Here is an 18,776-nt window from a genome sequence, read left to right on the forward strand (position 1 = left end):
GCCGATGTTGGAGCACTCTTAGCCAACACCTCGCGCGATCGCTTTGTCGGCGCGCGCGCGCGAGACGCCATGCTCCGCGAGCAGACGTGCCGCGGGACTTCGTGTTTCGGCGAACAAGGCAACAAGCGCATTGGCGCGAGTGACCGCCGCATGGCCCACCTCCTGAGCGTGGAATGCGGCACGCCGGTCGACGCGCTTGAACGCGGCGGTGGGCTCGGCGCTTCCGGCCTCGATCACGGTGTGTTTGAGCTCGTTGTCGAGATATTGCACGAGGCTCTGCCTCAGCTTGCCAAGATCGGCGTAGCAGGCGAGCATCACGGCGGACGCGTTCGCATCTTCGATCAGGGCGAGCAGCAAATGCTCAAGCGTCGCGTATTGATGGCGACGCCGGTCAGCGAGATCGAACGCCAGCCGCTTCGTGGCCGCGTAATTTGCCGAAACCGGACGTTGCGACTGGTCAAGCAGCGCTTCGATGCGCTCAAGCCGCGTCATGGGATCGAGCGTCGCCAACAGCTCGTATTTCTCGCTGACAGGCAGCTTCATCCGCGTGGCGACGGTATCGGCGATCTGTCCGGGATCACGGGTTGAATCAAAGAACAGCCAGATGTCCGGCACGAGAATTCCGTGAACCGCCGTGTAATCCTGGAAGCGCTGATAGATCCTTCGGATCAGATCCCGCGCGTCGCGAGTCGCTCCCTCGCTGATGGCAGTGACTTCGGCCTGATACGCGACCGATTCAACGGCAAAGCCGCGTAGCGCGACACGCCTAAGTCCTCGGGTCAACACCCTGAGCGTGCCGTCGCGGAGTGCTTCAAGCTCAAGCAACTGAGCTAGGATGCCGATCTCGTAGACATCCGCAAGGCCCGGCTCGTCGACCGCCGCCTCACGCTGGATCGCCACCACAACCTCCCGCCCACCTTCGAACGCCTGATTCAAGGCCTGGATCGTTCTCTCGCGTCCCACGAACAGCGGGTAGGTCTCGTTCGGAAACGGAACGAGATCGCGCAACGGAATGGCCGGATAGAACGCCGTTGTCGCCGTGAGCTTCGCAGCCGGCGCAACCGTGTCACGGCGCTCGGCCTGAAGCACCGCCGACAACGTGTTCCAGTCGGCGACGCCCAGCATCCTCGACACCAGTTCGAGGCTCTCGCTGTGACTGATGGTGACGGTCTTGGTGGTCAGGGATTCGCGCAGGGTCTGCGCCATAGCCTTGGCATCGCGAAAATCGCGCATGGGTTCGTCCTCTGCGTGAGCGATCCAGGTGTGTCAGGTGGTTGCGTTGCTGACCCGGTCGCTCGGGCAAAGGGGGCCGATCAGGGCTCGATACATTCACCGTTCCACGGAGGGCGCAACCGGCAGGTTGTATCAACCTGCGCGAAAGGTGGCGCAAAGACAAATTGATGTCAATCGCGATCTCAATTCTTCACCGCCGGAATCTCCTCCTGCGGCTGCTGCTGGCCCTGCTTGTACATCGCCAGCGCCTTGTCGAGCGCTTCGCGCAGGGCAAGCGCCGCGGCCACGCTGCAACGCAGGTGCGCGGTCTGGACCACGTCGACCCTGACTGCGGCGCCGACCGGCATCAGGAGATTCGCGGCAAGCTCGATCTGGATCGCGCCGTTATGATGGCCGAAGCAGGAGGCGCCGTCGAAATAGATGATCGGGGCCCGCTCCGAGCTGGAGGTCGAAATGGTGACGGGCCCCTGGGCGGTCGAGGGTGTTTCGGGGTCGGTCATGAGCGCTCCTTGCGGATAGGTCGAACGAACGAAGCACCCACCATCGTCGCTTCGGCCGCCTCTGTCGAGACCAAACCGGCCTTGCGGGAGCGTGCGAAGGTTACATGCGGGTTTTGCGCGGTGCGCGGCACTGGTCTAGAACGTCGCTATGCCTAGCTCATCGACCGCGCTTCCCTTCGAGGAACTCGCCGAGGCCATCAAGGGCCGGCGCTCCGATTACGGCCATATCAGCGGGCTCCAGCTCGACCGCTTCGCGCCCGGCGAGGCCTGGTCCAGCCTGCCTTACCGTCCCGTCTTCGTCGGCGACACCGAGACCGGCGTTCTGCATGGCGGCGTCGTCACCGCGATGCTGGACGAGAGCTGCGGCATGGCGGTGCAGCTCGCGCTCGACGGCACGCGCGCGATCGCGACCCTCGACCTGCGGATCGACTATCAGAAGCCGGCAACGCCGGGCCTCGATATCAAGGCGCATTCGGTCTGCTACCGCACCACACGCTCGATCGCCTTCGTCCGCTCCACCGCTTACCAGGAGTCCGAAGACGATCCGGTGGCGACCGCGACCGCCTGCTTCATGATCGGCGCCAACCGCACCAACATGCTCGCCGACCGCAGAATGGATTCGCGCAGCATTCCGACGCTCGAGACGCCCGAGGATTCAGATGGTCCGTTCGCGAACAGCCCGTTCGCGCGCTGCCTCGGCATTCGCGTTAACGGAGACGCCACGCTGACGATGCCGTTCTCGCCGAAGATCGTCGGCAATCCGATCCTGCCCGCGATTCATGGCGGCATGACCGGCGCTTTTCTCGAAACCACCGCGATCGTCGGCGTGGCGCGCGAGCTCGGCATTGCGGCGCCACCCAAACCGATCGGCCTCACCGTCAACTATCTGCGCTCGGGCCGGGCGCTCGACACCTTCGCCGACGTATCGATTGTGAAGCAGGGACGGCGCATCGTCGCCTTCGAGGCGCGGGCCTGGCAGGACTATCCGGACAAGCCGATCGCCACGGCCTTCGGTCATTTCATGTTGCGGCCAACGCCCGGAAGTGACGAGGAATAGGCGTATTTCACTTGACGGGCGGGGCGCAGGACACAACGATATCGCGTTCCCGCGGGAGATATTGAGTTGCGGCATCCGCTCGACATCGTCGCCATGTTCGCCGCACTCTGGCTGCTGGCATCGATGGTGCTCGACGCGCTGACGCCGAAGGAGCTGACGGCGGTGATGATCGCCATTGCGATCGGGCCTGCCATCGTCGTCACTGCCGTGTTCTATTATCTGCGCTGCCCACGGACGGATTTCGCGGTGATGTTCGCCGCGCTCTGGCTGATCTCGGACGTTGCCATTGCCTTCATCTCGCCGAAGGCGCTGCCGCATTTCCTGATCGTGCTCGGCTTCGTGCCGGCGCTGCTGATCGGCACCGTGCTGCACTGGCAGCGCTTCCAGCACCGTCACGAGCGGCTACCGGTGCCGTCAGCCAAGCGCAGTTAACGCGGCAGCAGATTCGTCTTGGCAAGGTCCAGCACCTCGTCGCCACGACCGTTCATCACGGCGCGCAGCACCCAGAGGCTGAAGCCCTTGAGCTGCTCGGGCGTGATGGTCGGCGGCATCGACAGCTCCTGCTTGGCGGTGACTACGTCGAGCAGCGCCGGCCCGTTATAAGCCAGCATCTCCTTCATCGCGCCGGGCAGCTCGCCGGGGTCTTCGACGCGTTGGGCAAAGATACCCATCGCGCGCGCCATCGCTGCGAAATCAGGATTCTCCAGATCGACATTGGTGTCGACGAAGCCCGCGGCCTTCATCTCCAGCGCGACGAAGCCGAGCACGCCGTTGTTGAAGACGACCACTTTCACCGGCAGCTTCATCTGCGTCAGCGTGATCAGATCGCCCATCAGCATGGTGAAGCCGCCGTCGCCCGACAGTGAGATCACCTGGCGGCCGGGCTGGGCGGCCTGCGCGCCGATCGCCTGCGGCATGGCGTTGGCCATCGAGCCGTGCACGAAGGAGCCGATCAGCCGACGCCGGCCGTTCATGTCGAGATAGCGCGCGGCCCACACCGTGGGCGTGCCGACATCGGCGGTGAACACGGCATCGTCGGACGCATGGTCGCTGATGACTTTTGCCAGATATTGCGGATGGATCGGCTTGGCTCCCGGCGTGCCCCTGGCGAGTTGGTCGAGACCCTCGCGCGCCTTCTTGTAGTGCGCGATGGCATCGTCGAGATGCCTGCGCTGCGTCTTGGTCTTCAATAGCGGCAGCAGCGCCTCGATGGTCAGCTTGACGTCGCCGACGAGGCCGAGATCGATCTTGCAGCGCCGGCCGAGATTTTCGGGGCGGATGTCGATCTGCGCGACCTGGCAGTCGGTCGGGAAGAACTGCTTGTAGGGGAAGTCGGTGCCGAGCATAACGAGCGCGTCGCAGGCGTGCATGGCCGCGTAGCCCGAGGAAAACCCGATGAAGCCGGTCATTCCGACGTCGTAGGGATTGTCGTATTCGACATGCTCCTTACCACCGAGCGCGTGCACAATCGGGCTCTTGAGCGTTTCGGCAAGCTGCATCAGCGGCGCATGCGCGCCGGCGCAGCCACGGCCGCAGAACAAGGTGACGCGTTCGGCACCGTTCAAGAGATCCGCGAGCGCTTGCAACTCACCCGTCTGTGGCACGACCTTCGGCGCTGCCGGCGTAAGCCCGCGCGTCGTCGACAGCGCGCGCTTCGGCGGACTGCGGAAAGCGACATCGCCGGGCATGGCGACGACGGCGACACCGCGCAGGCCGACCGCCGCACGGATCGCATTCTCCAGCACGTAAGGAAGCTGGCTGGGATCGGAGACCAGCTCGCCATAATGGCTGCATTCGCGGAACAGGTTTTGCGGATGCGTTTCCTGGAAATAGCCGCCGCCGACCTCGGCCGAGGGGATCTGCGCCGCGATTGCCAGCACCGGAACGCGACTGCGATGCGCGTCGAACAGGCCGTTGATCAGATGCAGATTGCCGGGGCCGCAGGAGCCGGCGCACACCGCAAGGCTTCCCGTCATCTCGGCTTCGCCGGCGGCGGCAAACGCCGCGACCTCTTCGTGCCGGACATGGATCCAGTCGATGGTGCCGCGGCGGCGCAGCGCCTCGGTGAGGCCGTTCAGGCTATCGCCGACGATGCCATAGATGCGCTTGACGCCGGCCTGTTCGAGCGTCGCCACGAACAGATCGGCTACGTTGTTGATTGCCATGTCGGTCTCCTGAACTCGCTGGTGCAGCAAGATAGGATAACGCAGGACCGTGACGGCATCACGGCTTGTTTATTGGCGGCTCAGGCTTGCGCAATCGCCCGATCGTACGCCGCGATCGTCAACTTTGCGCGAGCGGCAACGTCCGTCGCCGTCATGCCGGGCTTGTAGAGGCTTGAGCCGAGCCCGAACGCCGTCACGCCGCCCTTGATATATTCGGCAAAATTCTGGTCGGAGACACCACCGACAGCGGCAATCATCACGCCGGCCGGCAGCACGGCGCGGATCGCGGCGATGCCGGATGCGCCGAGCACGCTCGCCGGAAAGAACTTCAGGCTCGAGGCGCCGGAGCGCGCCGCCAGAAGCGCCTCGGTCGGCGAGAACACGCCGGGCATCGTCACCATGCCGTGCTGATGCGCGCGCGCCAGCACCCCGGTATCGACATTCGGCGAGACCATCAGCTTGCCGCCGACTTCGTTGAGACGATCGACGTCTGCGGCCGTCAGCACAGTGCCGGCGCCAATCAACACGCCGGCGGGCGCGAGCTTCACAGCGGTGGCAATCGAGCGGAACGGATCTGGCGAGTTCAGCGGGATCTCGATTGCGGTCACGCCGGCCTCGATCAGCACGCCGACGATCGCCTCGGTCTCCTCCGGCTTGACGCCGCGCAAGATCGCGACCAGCGGACGCTTCATCGGCGGAAAGGCAACGCTCATTTCAAGATTCCTCTCATTTCATCCAGATCGCGGCGGCCGCCATCGAAAGACCGCGGCGAACCGCTTCATCGGCGTCAATCGGCTGCATGGTGACTGCCAACGCCTCGAAGGCGAGCCGGTACAGCATCGCGAGCCGGCCGGAGGCAATCAGCTTGACGCCAGCTTTCGGGACGGCCCCGGAAAGGCCCGCTGCGAGCTCGACGCTAATGAGGGTACCCGATACCGTTTCGCGGGCCGCGGCCGGCGTGCCGCCGAACAAGAGCTGCCGCGAGCGCGCGGTGAACAGAAGATTGGCGGCGAAGGCCGGTGCCTTGAATGCAGCAACCACCGCCGCCTTGAAGCTTGCGACGTCCTCAACGTCATCGGCGCCGGCGACCGCGAGCGACAGGATCGTCTCGCGCGAGACGACACTGAAGAGCTCGCCGGTCATGAAGGTCGAGAAGTGCTCGACAATGCCACCCTTCACGCGGACCCATTTCGAATGCGTGCCGGGCATGCAGACCAGCGCCTCGCCGGCGGCATCGAGGCCGAGCGCGCCGAGCAACTGCGTCTCCTCGCCGCGCATCACGTCCGGCTTGTTTGCATCGCGCTGCGCGATGCCCGGCAGGATGCGGATGTCGCGCAGCTCGCCGGGCACAAGCGCAGCCTGCTTCAGGATGGCGGCAAGTGGCGCCGGCGTGTCGACATAGCCGGCCTCGACCCAGCCCGTCTTGGCACCGGCCATGCCGCAGACGAGAACCGGCAGATGAGCCGGCGCTTCGAGCGTCGCAAGATGCGATTGCAGCACGGCAGGGAAGCCGGTCTTGGCCGCAGCCAGCATGCCCTCGCCGCTGCGGCGTTCCGCCAGCACCTGACCGGCACGATCGATCAGCCAGAGCCGAAAGCTGCTGGTGCCCCAGTCCACCGCGACGTAGGCGGGTTCGGTCATTCGAAACTGTCCTCGTCTTGCGGCTAAGACGTCGTCTCGCGACATGAGACGACATGTTGCAAGTCTGTGCCGAGATACCGGCTATTGCGAGGGCAAACCAGCCCTTTCTCACTGATTTGAGGCCCCACCGCGCTGGCACACCGCTTGCTGAAGCTTCGCCACTCAGCTCCGCCAACGCGCAACAAGACGCGTCAACATCAGATGAGGAAACCCATGGAGATCGGCTATTTCACGATGCCTTCGCATCCGCCGGAGTGCGGCCTGAAGGAAGGGAACGACTGGGACCTGCAGGTCATGCGCTGGCTCGACGAGCTCGGCTATCAGGAGGCCTGGGTCGGCGAGCACCACACCGCTCCCTGGGAACCCAACCCGACGCCGGATCTTCTAATCGCACAGGCGCTGATGCAGACCAAGAAGCTTCGCATCGGCCCGGGCGGCTTCCTGCTGCCCTACCATCACCCGGCCGAGCTCGCCAACCGCGTCGCGATGCTCGATCATCTCTCCGAGGGCCGTCTCAATTTCGGCGTCGCGGCGAGCGGCCTGCCGAGCGACTGGGCGATGTTCAACGTCGACGGCATGAGCGGACAGAACCGCGACATGACCCGCGAGGCGTTGGAAATCATCCTGAAGCTGTGGACCGAGCCGGCGCCCTTCACCCACAAGGGCAAGTTCTGGACGGTGACCAAGCCTGACACGATGTTCGACTTCCTCAAGCCTCACATCAAGCCGTTCCAGGCGCCGCATCCGCCGATCGGCGTCGCCGGGCTTTCCAAGAATTCCGACACGCTAAAACTGGCAGGCGAGCGCGGATTCATTCCGATGAGCCTCAACCTCAACCCGGCCTATGTCTCGAGCCATTGGGATTCGGTCGAGATCGGCGCCGCCAAGACCGGACGCAAACCGAACCGACAGGACTGGCGGCTGGTGCGAGAGGTGTTCGTTGCCGATACCGACGAGGAAGCCTGGAAGCTCTCGACCGGCGACATGATGGGCCGGATGATGAGCGAATACTTCCTGCCGCTGCTCGGCCATTTCGGCTTCAAGGACTACCTCAAGCACGCGCCTGACGTGCCCGACAGCGACGTCACCGTCGAATATTGCGCCAAGCGGAACTGGATCGTCGGCTCGCCGGCGACCGTCGCCGAGAAGATCGAGAAGATCTACGACGAGGTCGGCGGCTTCGGCGTCCTCTTGGTGTTCGGCTTCGACTACAAGCACAAGGCCGAAGCCTGGCACCGTTCGCTGTCGCTGCTGAAGAACGAGGTGATGCCGCGCCTGACGCATCTCGGCTCCGCGCGCAAGGCGGCTTGACCCGGTATGGGTGCGGCGCGATCGTGCCGCACCCACCCAATCTCGGAGATTTCCGCGTGACGGTCGACGCCAAGGATTTCAAGCAGGCGATGCGCCAATGCGCCGGCGCGGTTGCGCTGGTGACGGTCGGCGCCCAGCACGGCAAGCGCACCGGACTGACCGTGACCTCGGCCTGCTCGCTCTCCGACAATCCGCCGTCGCTGATCGTCTGCGTCAACCGTAGCGCCAGCGCACACGGGCGCATTCGCGAGGAAGGCGCATTTGCAATCAACTTCCTGCACGAGGATCACGCCCTGCTGGCGCTGACTTTCAGCGGCCAGAAAGGCGTCAACGGCGACGACCGCTTCGCTTTCGGACAATGGACGCGAGGCAAGACCGGCGCGCCGGTGCTGACGGACGCGGTCGCGGCGTTCGACTGCGTGCTGGCGCAGGAGTTCGAGACGAAGACGCATTCGATCTTCATCGGCGAGGTGCGCGGCGTGTCGCATGCGGATGGCGCCAAGCCGCTGGTCTATCTGCGCGGTAATTTTCACAGGCCGCAGGAGATCCGCGAGGGCGTGACGATCGGCGACCTCGATGCACGGCATCTGAGCTGGACGGATTTTTCGTGACGGCGGCAGAGGCGGCGTGCTCTCTCGCCCCGCTTGCGGGAGCGACTCGTTTTTTCGACGCTACTGCGTCGTCTCGATCTTCAGCAGCTTGATCTTGCGATAAAGCGTCGCGCGGCTGAGCTTCAGCGCGCGTGCTGCCTCGGTGACGCGACCACCCTGCCTGCGCAGCGCCTCGACGATCGTGGCGCGCTCGGCCGCTTCGAGATCCGGCTCCGCCTTTCCGAACCGCGGCAAATCGAGATCGGCATCGGTGATGACACCGTCCTCCGCGGTGCAGCCGGCAAGCCGCAGCACGTGGCGGAGTTGGCGCATATTGCCGGGGAACGGATAGGCCACGAGCTGCGACCAGGCTTCATCCGAGAGTCGGCAGTTCGGCGCCTCCTCGCGTGCAATATGGCGGATGACGTCGTCGCGGTCGGCGCGCTCGCGCAACGCCGGCAATCGCACCTCCATGCCGCGCAGGCGGAAATAGAGGTCGGCGCGGAAGGCGCCCTCCTCGGCCATGCGGCCGAGATCGCGATGGGTGGCGCTGATCAGGCGGATGTCGACGGCGACAGGCTTGAGCGCGCCGAGCGGCCAGACCTCGCGGTTTTCCAGCACGCGCAGCAAGCGGGTTTGGAGCGCGATCGGCATGTCGCCGATCTCGTCCAGGAACAGCGTGCCGCCATCGGCCTGCACGATCAGGCCTTTCGAGCCGTCGCGCCGCGCACCGGTGAAGGCGCCGGCCTCGTAGCCGAACAGCTCGGCGTCGATCAGGCTCTCCGGCATCGCCGCGCAGTTCAGCGCGACATAATTGTTGCGCGCGCGGTTGCTGGCCGCATGAATGGCGCGCGCGAACACGTCCTTGCCGACGCCGGTCTCGCCATGCAGCAGCACCGGCAGATTGTGGTCACTGATGCGCCTGAGCCGTTTTACGCTTCTGATCAGTCCGGGGTCGCTACCGGCGAGCCGGTGCAACGCGTCGAATCGATCGACGGAGCCGTCGCCGCGCGGGGCCGGCCGACGCGCCCTCGCGCGCAACGGGGGCGCGACACGGCCCCGGCCTAACGGACTGCCGTCGGCGCGGCGCAACTCGACGATCTCGTCCGCGCCGCGCGCTGCGTGACGAACGAACCTGACATAGCGTGATAGATCGATGCCGGACGCGATCATGCCGTCGGTTAGGCCCAGCAGCGCACGCGCAGAACGGCAGGCGCCGACGATGCGCCGATCATCGTCATAGGCGAGCAGGCCGCGGCCGCCGTCTCCAGGCACGGTCGCAACCCAGGCGTCGCGGAAATGACCGCGGAAGATCGCGTCCTCCATTCGCCGCGCCGCAGCCATCGTCACCGCGAGCGCAAGCTGATGCGAGGCGCGGCTGAGGTCATCACGACACGACGTGATGTTGACGGCGCCAGCAATGCGACCCGCTTGGTCGAACAAGGGCGTCACCGCGCAGGAGAAAATGCTCCACTGTTCGCGAAAATGCTCGTCCCGATGCACCAGGATCGATTTCTGCTCCGCAAGGCAGGTGCCGAGTCCGTTGGTGCCTTCGAAGGCCTCCGAAAAGTTGGAGCCGGTGTAGACCTTCCAGCGCAGGAAGATGTCGGCGTCGGCCTCGCCCGGCAACCGGCTTAACAGCATGGTCGCGCTCGCGTCCGCGAGATTGACGCAATAGCCAGCCTCGCGCAGCACCGTGGCGAGATCGTCGAGCTCGGGCGTTGCGAGCCTGATCGTCTCCTCCATCGGCTCGGCAACGTGACGGATCTCGGCTTCGGTCAGCGTCTGCGGCGGCCCGCGGCGGGCGGGATCGAGCTTGTGATTGACCAGGCAGCGCCGCCAGGAATTGGCAATCCGCGAAGAGGCATCGACGTCCGCCAAGCGGTCAGTAGCCTGATTGGCGACGGACAAGACACGGGCGACATGGTTCGAGGCCGAAAGGCTGGCCATCGCGGACGTCTCCACCCTGTATTTTGCGCAAAGTCTGGCACCGCGGGCGGGGATGTCAATCGGGAACCGGGAACGCACGCGGCGCAGTCAAAATTGCTGCACCGCGCTCACCACGTATCGATGCACGGCCGCTTCTTGCCCGTCCGCGCGGGCGGCTTTGGCACTGAGCGCAGGCCCGCCATGATCCAGCGCCGCGTCTCGGCGGGGTCGATGACATTGTCGATCTCGAACACGGAGGCAATCGAAACTGCCTTGCCGTTGGCATAGAGCTCGGCGACCTTGTTGCGGTAGTAGGTCTCGCGCTCTTCGGGATCGGCGATCGCCTCCATCTCCTTGCGGAAGCCGAGACGGACATAGCCCTCCAGCCCCATGCCGCCAAACTCGCCGGTCGGCCAAGCCGCGGTGAAGAACGAGGCGTGGAAGCCGCCGCCGATCATCGACTGCGCGCCGAGCCCGTAGCCCTTGCGCAGCACGATGCCGAATAAAGGCACTGTGAGGCTGGCTCCGGTCACGAACATGCGCGAGACGTGGCGCACGATTGCGGTCTTCTCCGCTTCCGGGCCGACCATGAAGCCGGGTGTGTCGCAGAGCGAGACGACGGGCAGATCGAAAGCGTCGCAGAGCTGGAGGAAACGCGCGGCCTTGTCGCCGGCATCGGCATCGATCGCGCCGCCGAGATGGCGCGGATTGTTGGCAATCAGGCCGAACGGCTTGCCTTCGATGCGGATCAGCGCGGTGATCATGCCGACGCCGTAGTCGCGGCGCAGCTCCAGCATGGAGTCCTTGTCCGCGACGAGCTCGGTCACGCGGCGGATGTCGTAGACGCGAAGACGGTTTTCGGGGATGGCGCGGCGGAGCAGGCGCTGGTCGGCGGCTTCCCAATTCGACACCGCGCCCTGGAAATAGGACAGGTATTTCTGCGCAACGCGCGTTGCCTGCTCTTCGTCTTCGACGAGGATGTCGATGACGCCGTTCGGCGCCTGGAACGAGACCGGCCCGACCTCGGCCGGATGATAGACGCCGAGCCCGCCGCCCTCGATCATTGCCGGGCCGCCCATGCCGATCGAGGCGTTCTTGGTCGCGATGATGACGTCGCAGCAGCCGAGCATCGCAGCATTGCCGGCGAAGCAATAGCCGGAGACGACACCGACTACGGGCACGAGGCCGGACAACCTTGCGAACTGCACGAAGGACGGCCCGTCGAGGCCGGTCATGCCGAGCCGGTCAGTGTCGCCGGGCCGGCCCCCGCCGCCTTCGGCGTAGAACACCAGCGGCACGCGCCAATCCTCCGCCAGCGTCAGCATGCGGTCGATCTTCTTGTGGTTCATGTGGCCCTGCGTACCCGCGAGCACGGTGTAGTCATAAGCCACGACGATGCAGCGCCCGCCTTCCGGGCCGAACTTTTCGGCGTTGACGGTGGCAACGCCCATGACGAGGCCGTCGGCCGGCGTGTTCTTGATGAGATCGTCGAGCTTGCGCCGGCGGCGCTGGGCCGCAATCGCCAGGCTGCCATACTCCATGAACGAGCCGGGGTCGACGAGCTGGGCAACGTTCTCGCGCGCGGTGCGCTGGTTGGTGTTGCGGCGGCGTTCGACCGCGGCAGGGCGGTTCTCGTCGAGCGTATTGGCCTGACGCGCGATCAGCTCCGCGAGGTCGGGACGGATGTGATCGAGATCGATGTCGGCTTCCGCCGCCGTGCTATCCGCCGCAACGTCGAGCGGTTCCAGAAAAAGAATCGGCTCGCCATGCATCAGCGTGACGCCGTCGGCGACAACGAGCTTCATGACCCGGCCGCCTTGCTCGGCCATGACGAGGTGCTCCATCTTCATGGATTCGATCACGGCGAGCTGCTGGCCGGGGCGGACGATCTCGCCTTCCTTCACCTGGATAGTGACGATGGTTCCCTGCAAGGGGGCCGCGACCATCACCGCCCCTTCAGGCACGACTTGCGCGACGTTCGCCTCGGCGCCGTGAGCGCTGCTTCGCTCGGCCGCAGCAAAGTACAGCGGCTTTGCAGCACCGTCCGATGCGTCCGCGAGCTTGCCGATATTGCGGTCGATGAAATCGGTCGCGATGCGGTTGGTCCTGAAATCGGGATGCGCAAGCACGGCCTGAAGAAAGGCGATGTTGGCGACGACGCCGTCAATTCGGAACTCGCGCAAGGCACGCGAGGCCTTCGCGACCACGTCGTGCCAGGCATCGACCGGCGTATGCACGATGACCTTCGCCAGCAGCGAGTCGAACGCCGCGCTGGTCTTATAGCCGGCATAGCCAAAGCTATCGACGCGAACGCCGGGCCCTGACGGCGGCTCGAACACGGCGAGCACGCCGCCGGTCGGGTGCGTCGCCCCCGTTTCGTCCAGCGTCTCCATGTTGATGCGAAGCTGCATGGCATAGCCGCGCGGCTTCGGAATATCCACTTGCGCAAAGCCGATCGAGGCGAGCGTCGCACCTGCGGTGACCGCGAGCTGAGCGCGGACGAGGTCGAGGCCGAGCACCTCTTCCGTCACGGTGTGCTCGACCTGGAGCCGCGGATTGGCCTCGATGAAGGCAAAGCTGTCGTCGGCGCTGCCATCGACCAGGAACTCGAACGTGCCGAGATTGTCGTAAGAGGCGGCCGCGGCGAGCTGCTTCGCCGCCTCGATGATGCGGCCGCGCAAGCCATCGCTCAGCGAGGGACTCGGCGCGACCTCTATCAGCTTCTGATGCCGGCGCTGGATGGTGCATTCGCGCTCCCACAGGTGAGAGATCGCGCCGAAGCGGTCGCCGATGATCTGCACCTCGATATGGCGCGCCTGCCGGATCAGCCGCTCGGCATAGACGCCGTCGAAGCCGAACGCCGCCTTGGCTTCGGACTGGCAGCGCGCATAGGCTTCCGCGAGATCGGCGGCGTTGTCCACGACGCGCATGCCGCGACCGCCACCGCCGGCCATCGCCTTAATCACGATCGCCGCGTCGCCGCCGAGCGAGGCGAAGAAGGCTGTGATCTCCTCCAGTGACGACGGCCCGCTGGTGCCCGCGATGATCGGCACACCGCAGCGCTTCGCCAATTGCCGTGCCGCAACCTTGTCGCCGAACAGCTCGAGCGCTGCCGGCTTCGGCCCGACGAAAGCGACGCCCGCGTCAGCGCAGGCTGTTGCGAATGCCGCGTTCTCACTGAGGAAGCCGTAGCCGGGATGCACGGCATCGCAACCGGCCGCTTTCGCCGCCGTCACCACCGCGTCGATGTCGAGATAGGCCCGCGCACCACGGCCGGCGATCTCGATCGCTTCGTCGGCAACACGCACATGCAGCGACAGCGCATCGTCAGCGGGGTGGATCGCAACCGTCATAATGCCGGCATCGGCCGCGGCGCGCGCGATGCGGATGGCGATCTCGCCGCGGTTGGCGATCAGGAGCTTCTTGAACGACATGCAACGGTCTCCTTGCCCGCGAGGCCAGGCGCGGGTCGGCAGGTTCGAAGATCCTGCTTCTTCACTTTAACCGCAGCCGTCAAGAGCGAGAAGGACGGCCGCAATGACCGCTCCCGCAGGCCGGAATTTCGATCTAGTCGCATGCGCCGTGACGAGGCCAATAGTCCACGTCACGGCAGACGGATCGGCGACGATCAGGCCGCCCGCACGCCCGCAACGAAGACGCTGACCTCGTTCTCCAGCGATTGCAGCTTCTGCGTCAGTCGGCCGCTCGATTGCAGCACGAGACCGGCGGCTTGGCCTGTCGCCGCCGTGGCATCGGTGACGCCGGCGATGTTTTGCGAGACCTGGTCGGTACCGGCGGCCGCCTCCTGCACGCTGTGGGCGATCGCCTGGGTCGCAGCGCCCTGCTCCTCGACCGCGGCTGCGATCGACGAGGAGATCTCGTTGACTTCCATGATGGTTTTGCGAATGCTCTCGATGTTGCCGACCACCTGGTTGGTCTCGGCCTGGATCGCGGTGATCTGCGCTCCGATCTCGTCGGTCGCCTTCGCGGTCTGGCTCGCCAGCGATTTCACTTCGCTCGCGACCACCGCAAAGCCCTTGCCGGCTTCGCCGGCCCGCGCTGCCTCGATGGTGGCGTTGAGCGCGAGCAGATTGGTCTGCGAGGCGATCTGATTGATGAGGTCGATGACCTCGCCGATCTTGTGCGCGGCAGCGGCCAGTCCCTGCACGGTGTCGTTGGTGCGCTGACCATCGGCGGCGGCCTTGTCGGCCACGCTGGCGGCCTGCGCGACGCGCTGGCTGATTTCGGCGATCGAGGACGACAGTTCGCCGGCGGCCGAGGCCACCGTCTGCACGTTGCTCGAGGCCTGCTGGCAGGCGGTGGCGACGAAGCTCGCGCGGTCGGTCGCCTTGTTCGCGGTCTCCGACATGCCCTGCGCAGCCTGCTGCATCGCGCGCGCCTCGTTGAAGACATCGCGCACGACGGCCTGAACGCTTGCCTCGAACTTGCCGGCAAGATCGGCCATCGCCCTGCGCTTCTCGTCGTCGGCCTTCTGCTTCAACTCTTCCTGCTCGGCATGCATCCGGCTGACCGCCGACGCATTGTCCTTGAATATGGCGAGCGCCTTGGCGAGCCCGCCAACCTCGTCGCGGCGATCGGTGTAGGGCACATCGAATGAGCTATCGCCGGCGGCGAGCCGCTCGGTCAGCCCGGTGATCCTGGCCAGCGGCCGGGTGACGCTTCGCCCGATCAGGAAGGAGGCGCCGAGGACCAGGACCAGCACGGCGAGACATAAATAGCCGAAGGTCATCGCATTCTGGCGGAAGACGGCGTCGACATCGTCGAGATAGATGCCGGTCCCGATGATCCAGCCCCAGGGCGCAAAGCCCTTCACATAGGAGATTTTCCCGACCGGCTGGTCGAACCCGGGCTTCGGCCAGAGATAGCCGTAGAAGCCCGCGCCCTGCTTGTTGACGACGTCGACGAAGCCCATGAACAGGGCGTTGCCCGCGGGATCCTTCATCCCGGAGAGGTCCTTGCCGTCGAGCTCGGGCTTGATCGGGTGCATGACCATCTTGGGGGCCATGTCGTTGATCCAGAAATACTCGACCTTGTCGTAGCGCAGGCTCTTGATTTCAGCCATTGCCCCGGCCTGGGCCTGCTCGCGCGAGAGTTTTCCTTCGCTCTCGAGCTTCTGGTAATGCGCCAGGATGCCGTAGCCGACATCCACCATGTGCTGCGTCTTGGCCTGGCGGTCGGCGATCATCTGCGCGCGCAGGGTGGATAGCGCGAGCGGCACCAGCGCGACCATGCCGAGGAGGCTGATGCCGACAATCAGGACCAGCTTGAAACTGATGCGGGAGAAAATCATCGGTGCTCGCAGGAATTGGAAGGGCAGATATGCCAGTTTATCCTGCGCTCCTTAGCAAAGCTTTAAGCATTGGTTTCCCAAGTCCCCGCAAAATTGCGTAGGGACGAGTGCAGGTGCACCGCCCGGCTTCGCGGGCCTGCAAAGCTGGCTGCATCCGAGATTGAAGCTTCTCAAATCTAGAAGACCTCGATATCGCCCCTGCGAACGTTGACTTGCAGAGGGCTCTGGCAGAACCATCGGCGCAGATGATCAACGCCAGCCATGGCGTGAGCACAGCCGAAGGCCGGAGTCTCAATGCATCAATCGACATATACCGGGTCCCTCAACCTTCCCGCGCTGAGCGCGGCGGAGCGGCTCTTCATCTGGGGATTTCGGGCGAAAGCACGCAGCGGAAGCGCCGTCCCGACTGCGGCCGAGATCAAGCAGGTGTACGACCATTTTCGCGTCGGCGATGCGGTGCCCTCACTGGAATCCATCATCGAGATCTTTGCGTGCATGGCGCATACGGCGATCGAAGTGCATTGCCCCACCTGCCCGCGCATGTCCGATAGTGAGCACGGAATCCTGCGGGCGATTGCCGCGACCCAGCAGGAGCGCATCGACGTCGCGCGCGAGCAGTTCGAGTGCTGGCTGCCGCCGGAGGGAGCCGATTGGGCGCTGGCGCCGGTGCGCGGGCTTGCAACGATCTTCCGCATGGCAGGTCTCATCCTGCCCGACCGGCACGTCCGCTCATTCGCGCATGATCGGACGATGGCTATGAAAAGCTGGTTTGTGGGCAGTCCGACGCTGCACTGACGTTGTGCTGACATTTTGACGGCTTCTAGTCGCATCCGGAGCGGCCTTGCGCTATCAACGTCGCCATGGAGAGGCGGAGCTCGACGCCTTCCATAAAACCTCCAGACGATCCCGGCGCGACCACCGCTGGGATCGTCGTTTGTCGCATATCCACCTAGCCACACTTCTTACCCAGCACGAGGTCGATTGTGTGGGCGGCGATCTTGCGCAATTGCGGCTCGTCGCCGAATGCACGTTCGAGCACGGCGAGACCGCGCGTCACCGTAACGATGTGCAGGGCTGCGGCGGCGGGGTTGCCGCTGAACTCGCCACGTTCGGCGCCCGCTGACAGCGTATCCTGGACCAGAGCAGTGATGCGCGAGACGAGGCTTGCAAAAGCCTGACGCGCCTCCTCATCCAGCCCTTCGCCTTCGGCCGCGCCGAGCTCCATCAAGCCACGCGTGGTCGGACATCCCCGCGGGGGAGAGCCCGAGCGGAAGTTGCTGATGGTCAAGTCGAAGAACGCGGCGAGGCGTTTGCGCAATGAGCCCGCGCCGAGCGCCTTTTGCAGGACGAGGAGATAATCGCCTGCGTAGCGTTCATAGGCTTGCAAGAACAGCGCCTCCTTGCTGCCGAACGCATTGTAGAGGCTGCCGCGCTGGACGCCGGCATCACGCGCGATGTCCGACAGCGATGTGCCGCGCACACCCTTGCGCCAGAACTGCTCGAACGCGATGCGCAGGACGTCGTCGTGGTCGAACTCGCGCGGTCTCAATGGCGATCCTCTTTCACTGCCGGTCCTGACTTGGCCGATAGTATTTGACAAGGTGTCAAGAACGTGATTTTTTGACACTACGTCAAAAACAAATTGATCGCCAGCTTCGTCTATGCGCGGCCCGCTAGCAGGCGGTCGCGCCGAAACCAAAAAGGGAATCCCCATGCCTCTGCTCCACATCTCGATGCGCGCCGGCAAGCCGGAAGCCTATCGGCAGGCGATCCTCGACGGCCTCTACCGCGCGATGCGCGAGACGCTGAACGTGCCCGAGGGCGACCAATTCATGACCATCAGCGAGCTCGCGCCCGCGAATTTCCGCTGCGGCAACGCCTACGGCGTCCAGCGCAGCGATGACGCCGTGCTGATCCAGATCACGGTGTTCGCCTCGCGCACCGCAGAGCAGAAGACGGCGCTGTATCGCCGCATCGCGGACCTGCTCGGAGAAAGCCCGGGCATCCGGCCCGCGGACGTGTTCGTGAACGTGCTCGATGCGCCCAAGGAGAATTGGTCGGTCGGAAACGGCATCGCGCAATTCGCCTGATGTGGTACGAGCTGCAGCTTCAGCCTGCAACGCACGCCTCCATGATTCCATCCAGCTCCGCCTTCGTGAGCACCCCGAGCTCGGCGATGAAAACGATCCGTGCTCGCGGCGCGCCTGGTGCCGGCGCTTCACCCGGCGCCAGCGTGGCGCGGCCGGCGGCGAATTGAAACACCATCAGGCGGCCGGGCTGCTCGATGGTCTCGAACAGACCTTTGGCGCGCGCCAGCTTTGGCGCAAGGCGGCTGATGGCCTGCTGCAAACGCGGCAGCGAGATGGGCTGCTCCGAGGTCCAGCTCAGCGTCTCGAAGCGCTCCTCGGCGGGACGTTTCGGCCCTGGCTCGCGCAGCGCAGGCGCGCGATCTACGTTCGCGGGGAACAGCAGCGCGGCAGGAATCTCGCCATGGTTCGCATCGACCACCGCGGCAGGGACGCGCTGTGCCCGGATGGCCTCGCGCATGCGCAGCCCTGCGCCGGCATCCGCCAGATCCAGCTTGCTCAGCGCCACGATATCGGCAACGCGCAACTGCGACCGCTGGAGCGCATCCTCCAGGGCGGCCGGCGGCGCCGTCGCATCCAGCACGCAGAGCACCGTCTCCAGCGGCGCCTCGCGCAGGATCACCGGATCCATCAGATTGCGCACAATGTCGGCGGGATCGGCGACGCCGCTGGTCTCGATGACGATATATTCGGGCTTAGGATCGCGCCGCAGCAACGTCGACAGCGTGCGCAAGAGATCTCCTTCGAGCGAGCAGCAGATGCAGCCGTTGGCGAGGCTGACCACGCCGTCGCTCGCACCGGCGATCAACTCCGCATCGATGTTGATCGCGCCGAAATCGTTGATAACGGCGGCGATGCGTCGCCCGTCCGCATGCGCCAGCAGATGGTTGACGACCGTGGTCTTGCCCGCCCCCAGAAAGCCCGTCACCAGGAGGATGGGGACCGGCATGAA

At 65.1% G+C, this 18,776-nt stretch carries 16 protein-coding genes; 6 read left to right on the forward strand and 10 right to left on the reverse strand.

Annotation, left to right across the window (positions count from 1 at the left end):
* Positions 1-18 precede the first annotated feature (18 nt).
* On the reverse strand, positions 19-1,233 hold the full coding sequence (locus IVB12_RS36025; protein WP_247307355.1) for an LON peptidase substrate-binding domain-containing protein: 1,215 nt from the start codon (positions 1,231-1,233) through the stop codon (positions 19-21).
* A gap of 182 nt (positions 1,234-1,415) precedes the next feature.
* Positions 1,416-1,733, reverse strand: coding sequence for a hypothetical protein (locus IVB12_RS36030; protein WP_247307357.1), 318 nt, complete (start codon positions 1,731-1,733; stop codon positions 1,416-1,418).
* Between the two features lie 148 nt (positions 1,734-1,881).
* Between IVB12_RS36030 and IVB12_RS36035 the strand changes: the two genes are divergently transcribed.
* Both IVB12_RS36035 and IVB12_RS36040 read left to right on the forward strand, forming a co-directional pair.
* The gene (locus tag IVB12_RS36035) at positions 1,882-2,790 is read left to right on the forward strand and encodes a PaaI family thioesterase (protein ID WP_247307360.1); all 909 of its coding nucleotides are present in this window, start codon (positions 1,882-1,884) and stop codon (positions 2,788-2,790) included.
* A 66-nt stretch (positions 2,791-2,856) separates the two neighbouring features.
* Positions 2,857-3,222: a hypothetical protein gene (locus IVB12_RS36040; RefSeq protein WP_247307363.1), complete on the forward strand. Its 366-nt coding sequence runs from the start codon at positions 2,857-2,859 to the stop codon at positions 3,220-3,222.
* On the opposite strand, the gene poxB is transcribed toward IVB12_RS36040, so the two are convergent.
* The 3 genes from poxB to IVB12_RS36055 form a co-directional block, all read right to left on the reverse strand.
* Positions 3,219-4,955: a ubiquinone-dependent pyruvate dehydrogenase gene (gene poxB, locus IVB12_RS36045; RefSeq protein ID WP_247307366.1), complete on the reverse strand. Its 1,737-nt coding sequence runs from the start codon at positions 4,953-4,955 to the stop codon at positions 3,219-3,221. The genes IVB12_RS36040 and poxB overlap by 4 nt on opposite strands.
* A gap of 80 nt (positions 4,956-5,035) precedes the next feature.
* A complete protein-coding gene (locus IVB12_RS36050) occupies positions 5,036-5,668 on the reverse strand; it encodes a 2-dehydro-3-deoxy-6-phosphogalactonate aldolase (RefSeq protein ID WP_247307371.1) in 633 nt (210 codons plus the stop codon).
* Positions 5,669-5,681: 13 nt separating this feature from the next.
* The gene (locus IVB12_RS36055; protein WP_247307373.1) at positions 5,682-6,596 is read right to left on the reverse strand and encodes a 2-dehydro-3-deoxygalactonokinase; all 915 of its coding nucleotides are present in this window, start codon (positions 6,594-6,596) and stop codon (positions 5,682-5,684) included.
* Between the two features lie 213 nt (positions 6,597-6,809).
* Between IVB12_RS36055 and IVB12_RS36060 the strand changes: the two genes are divergently transcribed.
* Positions 6,810-7,907 (forward strand): LLM class flavin-dependent oxidoreductase, encoded by a 1,098-nt coding sequence (locus IVB12_RS36060; protein ID WP_247307375.1) that lies wholly within the window; start codon positions 6,810-6,812, stop codon positions 7,905-7,907.
* 56 nt (positions 7,908-7,963) lie between these two features.
* On the forward strand, positions 7,964-8,518 hold the full coding sequence (locus IVB12_RS36065; protein WP_247307377.1) for a flavin reductase family protein: 555 nt from the start codon (positions 7,964-7,966) through the stop codon (positions 8,516-8,518).
* Between the two features lie 60 nt (positions 8,519-8,578).
* Here IVB12_RS36065 and IVB12_RS36070 read toward each other — a convergent pair whose 3' ends face one another.
* From IVB12_RS36070 to IVB12_RS36080, 3 genes are all read right to left on the reverse strand, one after another.
* Positions 8,579-10,447, reverse strand: a complete 1,869-nt coding sequence (locus IVB12_RS36070; protein ID WP_247307379.1) for a sigma-54-dependent Fis family transcriptional regulator — start codon at positions 10,445-10,447, stop codon at positions 8,579-8,581.
* A 107-nt stretch (positions 10,448-10,554) separates the two neighbouring features.
* Positions 10,555-13,860 (reverse strand): carboxyl transferase domain-containing protein, encoded by a 3,306-nt coding sequence (locus tag IVB12_RS36075; protein WP_247307381.1) that lies wholly within the window; start codon positions 13,858-13,860, stop codon positions 10,555-10,557.
* 194 nt (positions 13,861-14,054) lie between these two features.
* Positions 14,055-15,737 (reverse strand): cache domain-containing protein, encoded by a 1,683-nt coding sequence (locus IVB12_RS36080; RefSeq protein WP_247307383.1) that lies wholly within the window; start codon positions 15,735-15,737, stop codon positions 14,055-14,057.
* 294 nt (positions 15,738-16,031) lie between these two features.
* Between IVB12_RS36080 and IVB12_RS36085 the strand changes: the two genes are divergently transcribed.
* Positions 16,032-16,532, forward strand: a complete 501-nt coding sequence (locus IVB12_RS36085) for a hypothetical protein (RefSeq protein ID WP_247307387.1) — start codon at positions 16,032-16,034, stop codon at positions 16,530-16,532.
* Between the two features lie 154 nt (positions 16,533-16,686).
* Here IVB12_RS36085 and IVB12_RS36090 read toward each other — a convergent pair whose 3' ends face one another.
* Entirely contained in the window at positions 16,687-17,286 is a 600-nt protein-coding gene (locus tag IVB12_RS36090; protein ID WP_247307391.1) for a TetR/AcrR family transcriptional regulator, read from the reverse strand.
* Positions 17,287-17,449: 163 nt separating this feature from the next.
* Here IVB12_RS36090 and IVB12_RS36095 point away from each other — a divergent pair, with 163 nt between their 5' ends.
* A complete protein-coding gene (locus tag IVB12_RS36095; RefSeq protein ID WP_247307394.1) occupies positions 17,450-17,827 on the forward strand; it encodes a tautomerase family protein in 378 nt (125 codons plus the stop codon).
* A gap of 19 nt (positions 17,828-17,846) precedes the next feature.
* Here the strand turns inward: IVB12_RS36095 and IVB12_RS36100 are convergent, their stop codons facing one another.
* Positions 17,847-18,773: a GTP-binding protein gene (locus IVB12_RS36100; protein WP_247307397.1), complete on the reverse strand. Its 927-nt coding sequence runs from the start codon at positions 18,771-18,773 to the stop codon at positions 17,847-17,849.
* Between the last annotated feature and the right edge of the window lie 3 nt (positions 18,774-18,776).

The sequence above is a fragment of the Bradyrhizobium sp. 179 genome, from assembly GCF_023073535.1.
Taxonomy (GTDB): Bacteria; Pseudomonadota; Alphaproteobacteria; order Rhizobiales; family Xanthobacteraceae; genus Bradyrhizobium.

Bases quoted from the DNA above. Each gene is read 5' to 3' on its own strand.
- IVB12_RS36055 (WP_247307373.1), bottom strand. From the start codon at position 6,596: ATGACCGAACCCGCCTACGTCGCGGTGGACTGGGGCACCAGCAGCTTT.
- IVB12_RS36100 (WP_247307397.1), bottom strand. From the start codon at position 18,773: ATGCCGGTCCCCATCCTCCTGGTGACGGGCTTTCTGGGGGCGGGCAAG.
- IVB12_RS36035 (WP_247307360.1), top strand. From the start codon at position 1,882: ATGCCTAGCTCATCGACCGCGCTTCCCTTCGAGGAACTCGCCGAGGCC.
- IVB12_RS36080 (WP_247307383.1), bottom strand. From the start codon at position 15,737: ATGATTTTCTCCCGCATCAGTTTCAAGCTGGTCCTGATTGTCGGCATC.
- poxB (WP_247307366.1), bottom strand. From the start codon at position 4,955: ATGGCAATCAACAACGTAGCCGATCTGTTCGTGGCGACGCTCGAACAG.
- IVB12_RS36085 (WP_247307387.1), top strand. From the start codon at position 16,032: ATGCATCAATCGACATATACCGGGTCCCTCAACCTTCCCGCGCTGAGC.
- IVB12_RS36060 (WP_247307375.1), top strand. From the start codon at position 6,810: ATGGAGATCGGCTATTTCACGATGCCTTCGCATCCGCCGGAGTGCGGC.
- IVB12_RS36075 (WP_247307381.1), bottom strand. From the start codon at position 13,860: ATGTCGTTCAAGAAGCTCCTGATCGCCAACCGCGGCGAGATCGCCATC.
- IVB12_RS36050 (WP_247307371.1), bottom strand. From the start codon at position 5,668: ATGAGCGTTGCCTTTCCGCCGATGAAGCGTCCGCTGGTCGCGATCTTG.
- IVB12_RS36095 (WP_247307394.1), top strand. From the start codon at position 17,450: ATGCCTCTGCTCCACATCTCGATGCGCGCCGGCAAGCCGGAAGCCTAT.
- IVB12_RS36025 (WP_247307355.1), bottom strand. From the start codon at position 1,233: ATGCGCGATTTTCGCGATGCCAAGGCTATGGCGCAGACCCTGCGCGAA.
- IVB12_RS36070 (WP_247307379.1), bottom strand. From the start codon at position 10,447: ATGGCCAGCCTTTCGGCCTCGAACCATGTCGCCCGTGTCTTGTCCGTC.
- IVB12_RS36030 (WP_247307357.1), bottom strand. From the start codon at position 1,733: ATGACCGACCCCGAAACACCCTCGACCGCCCAGGGGCCCGTCACCATT.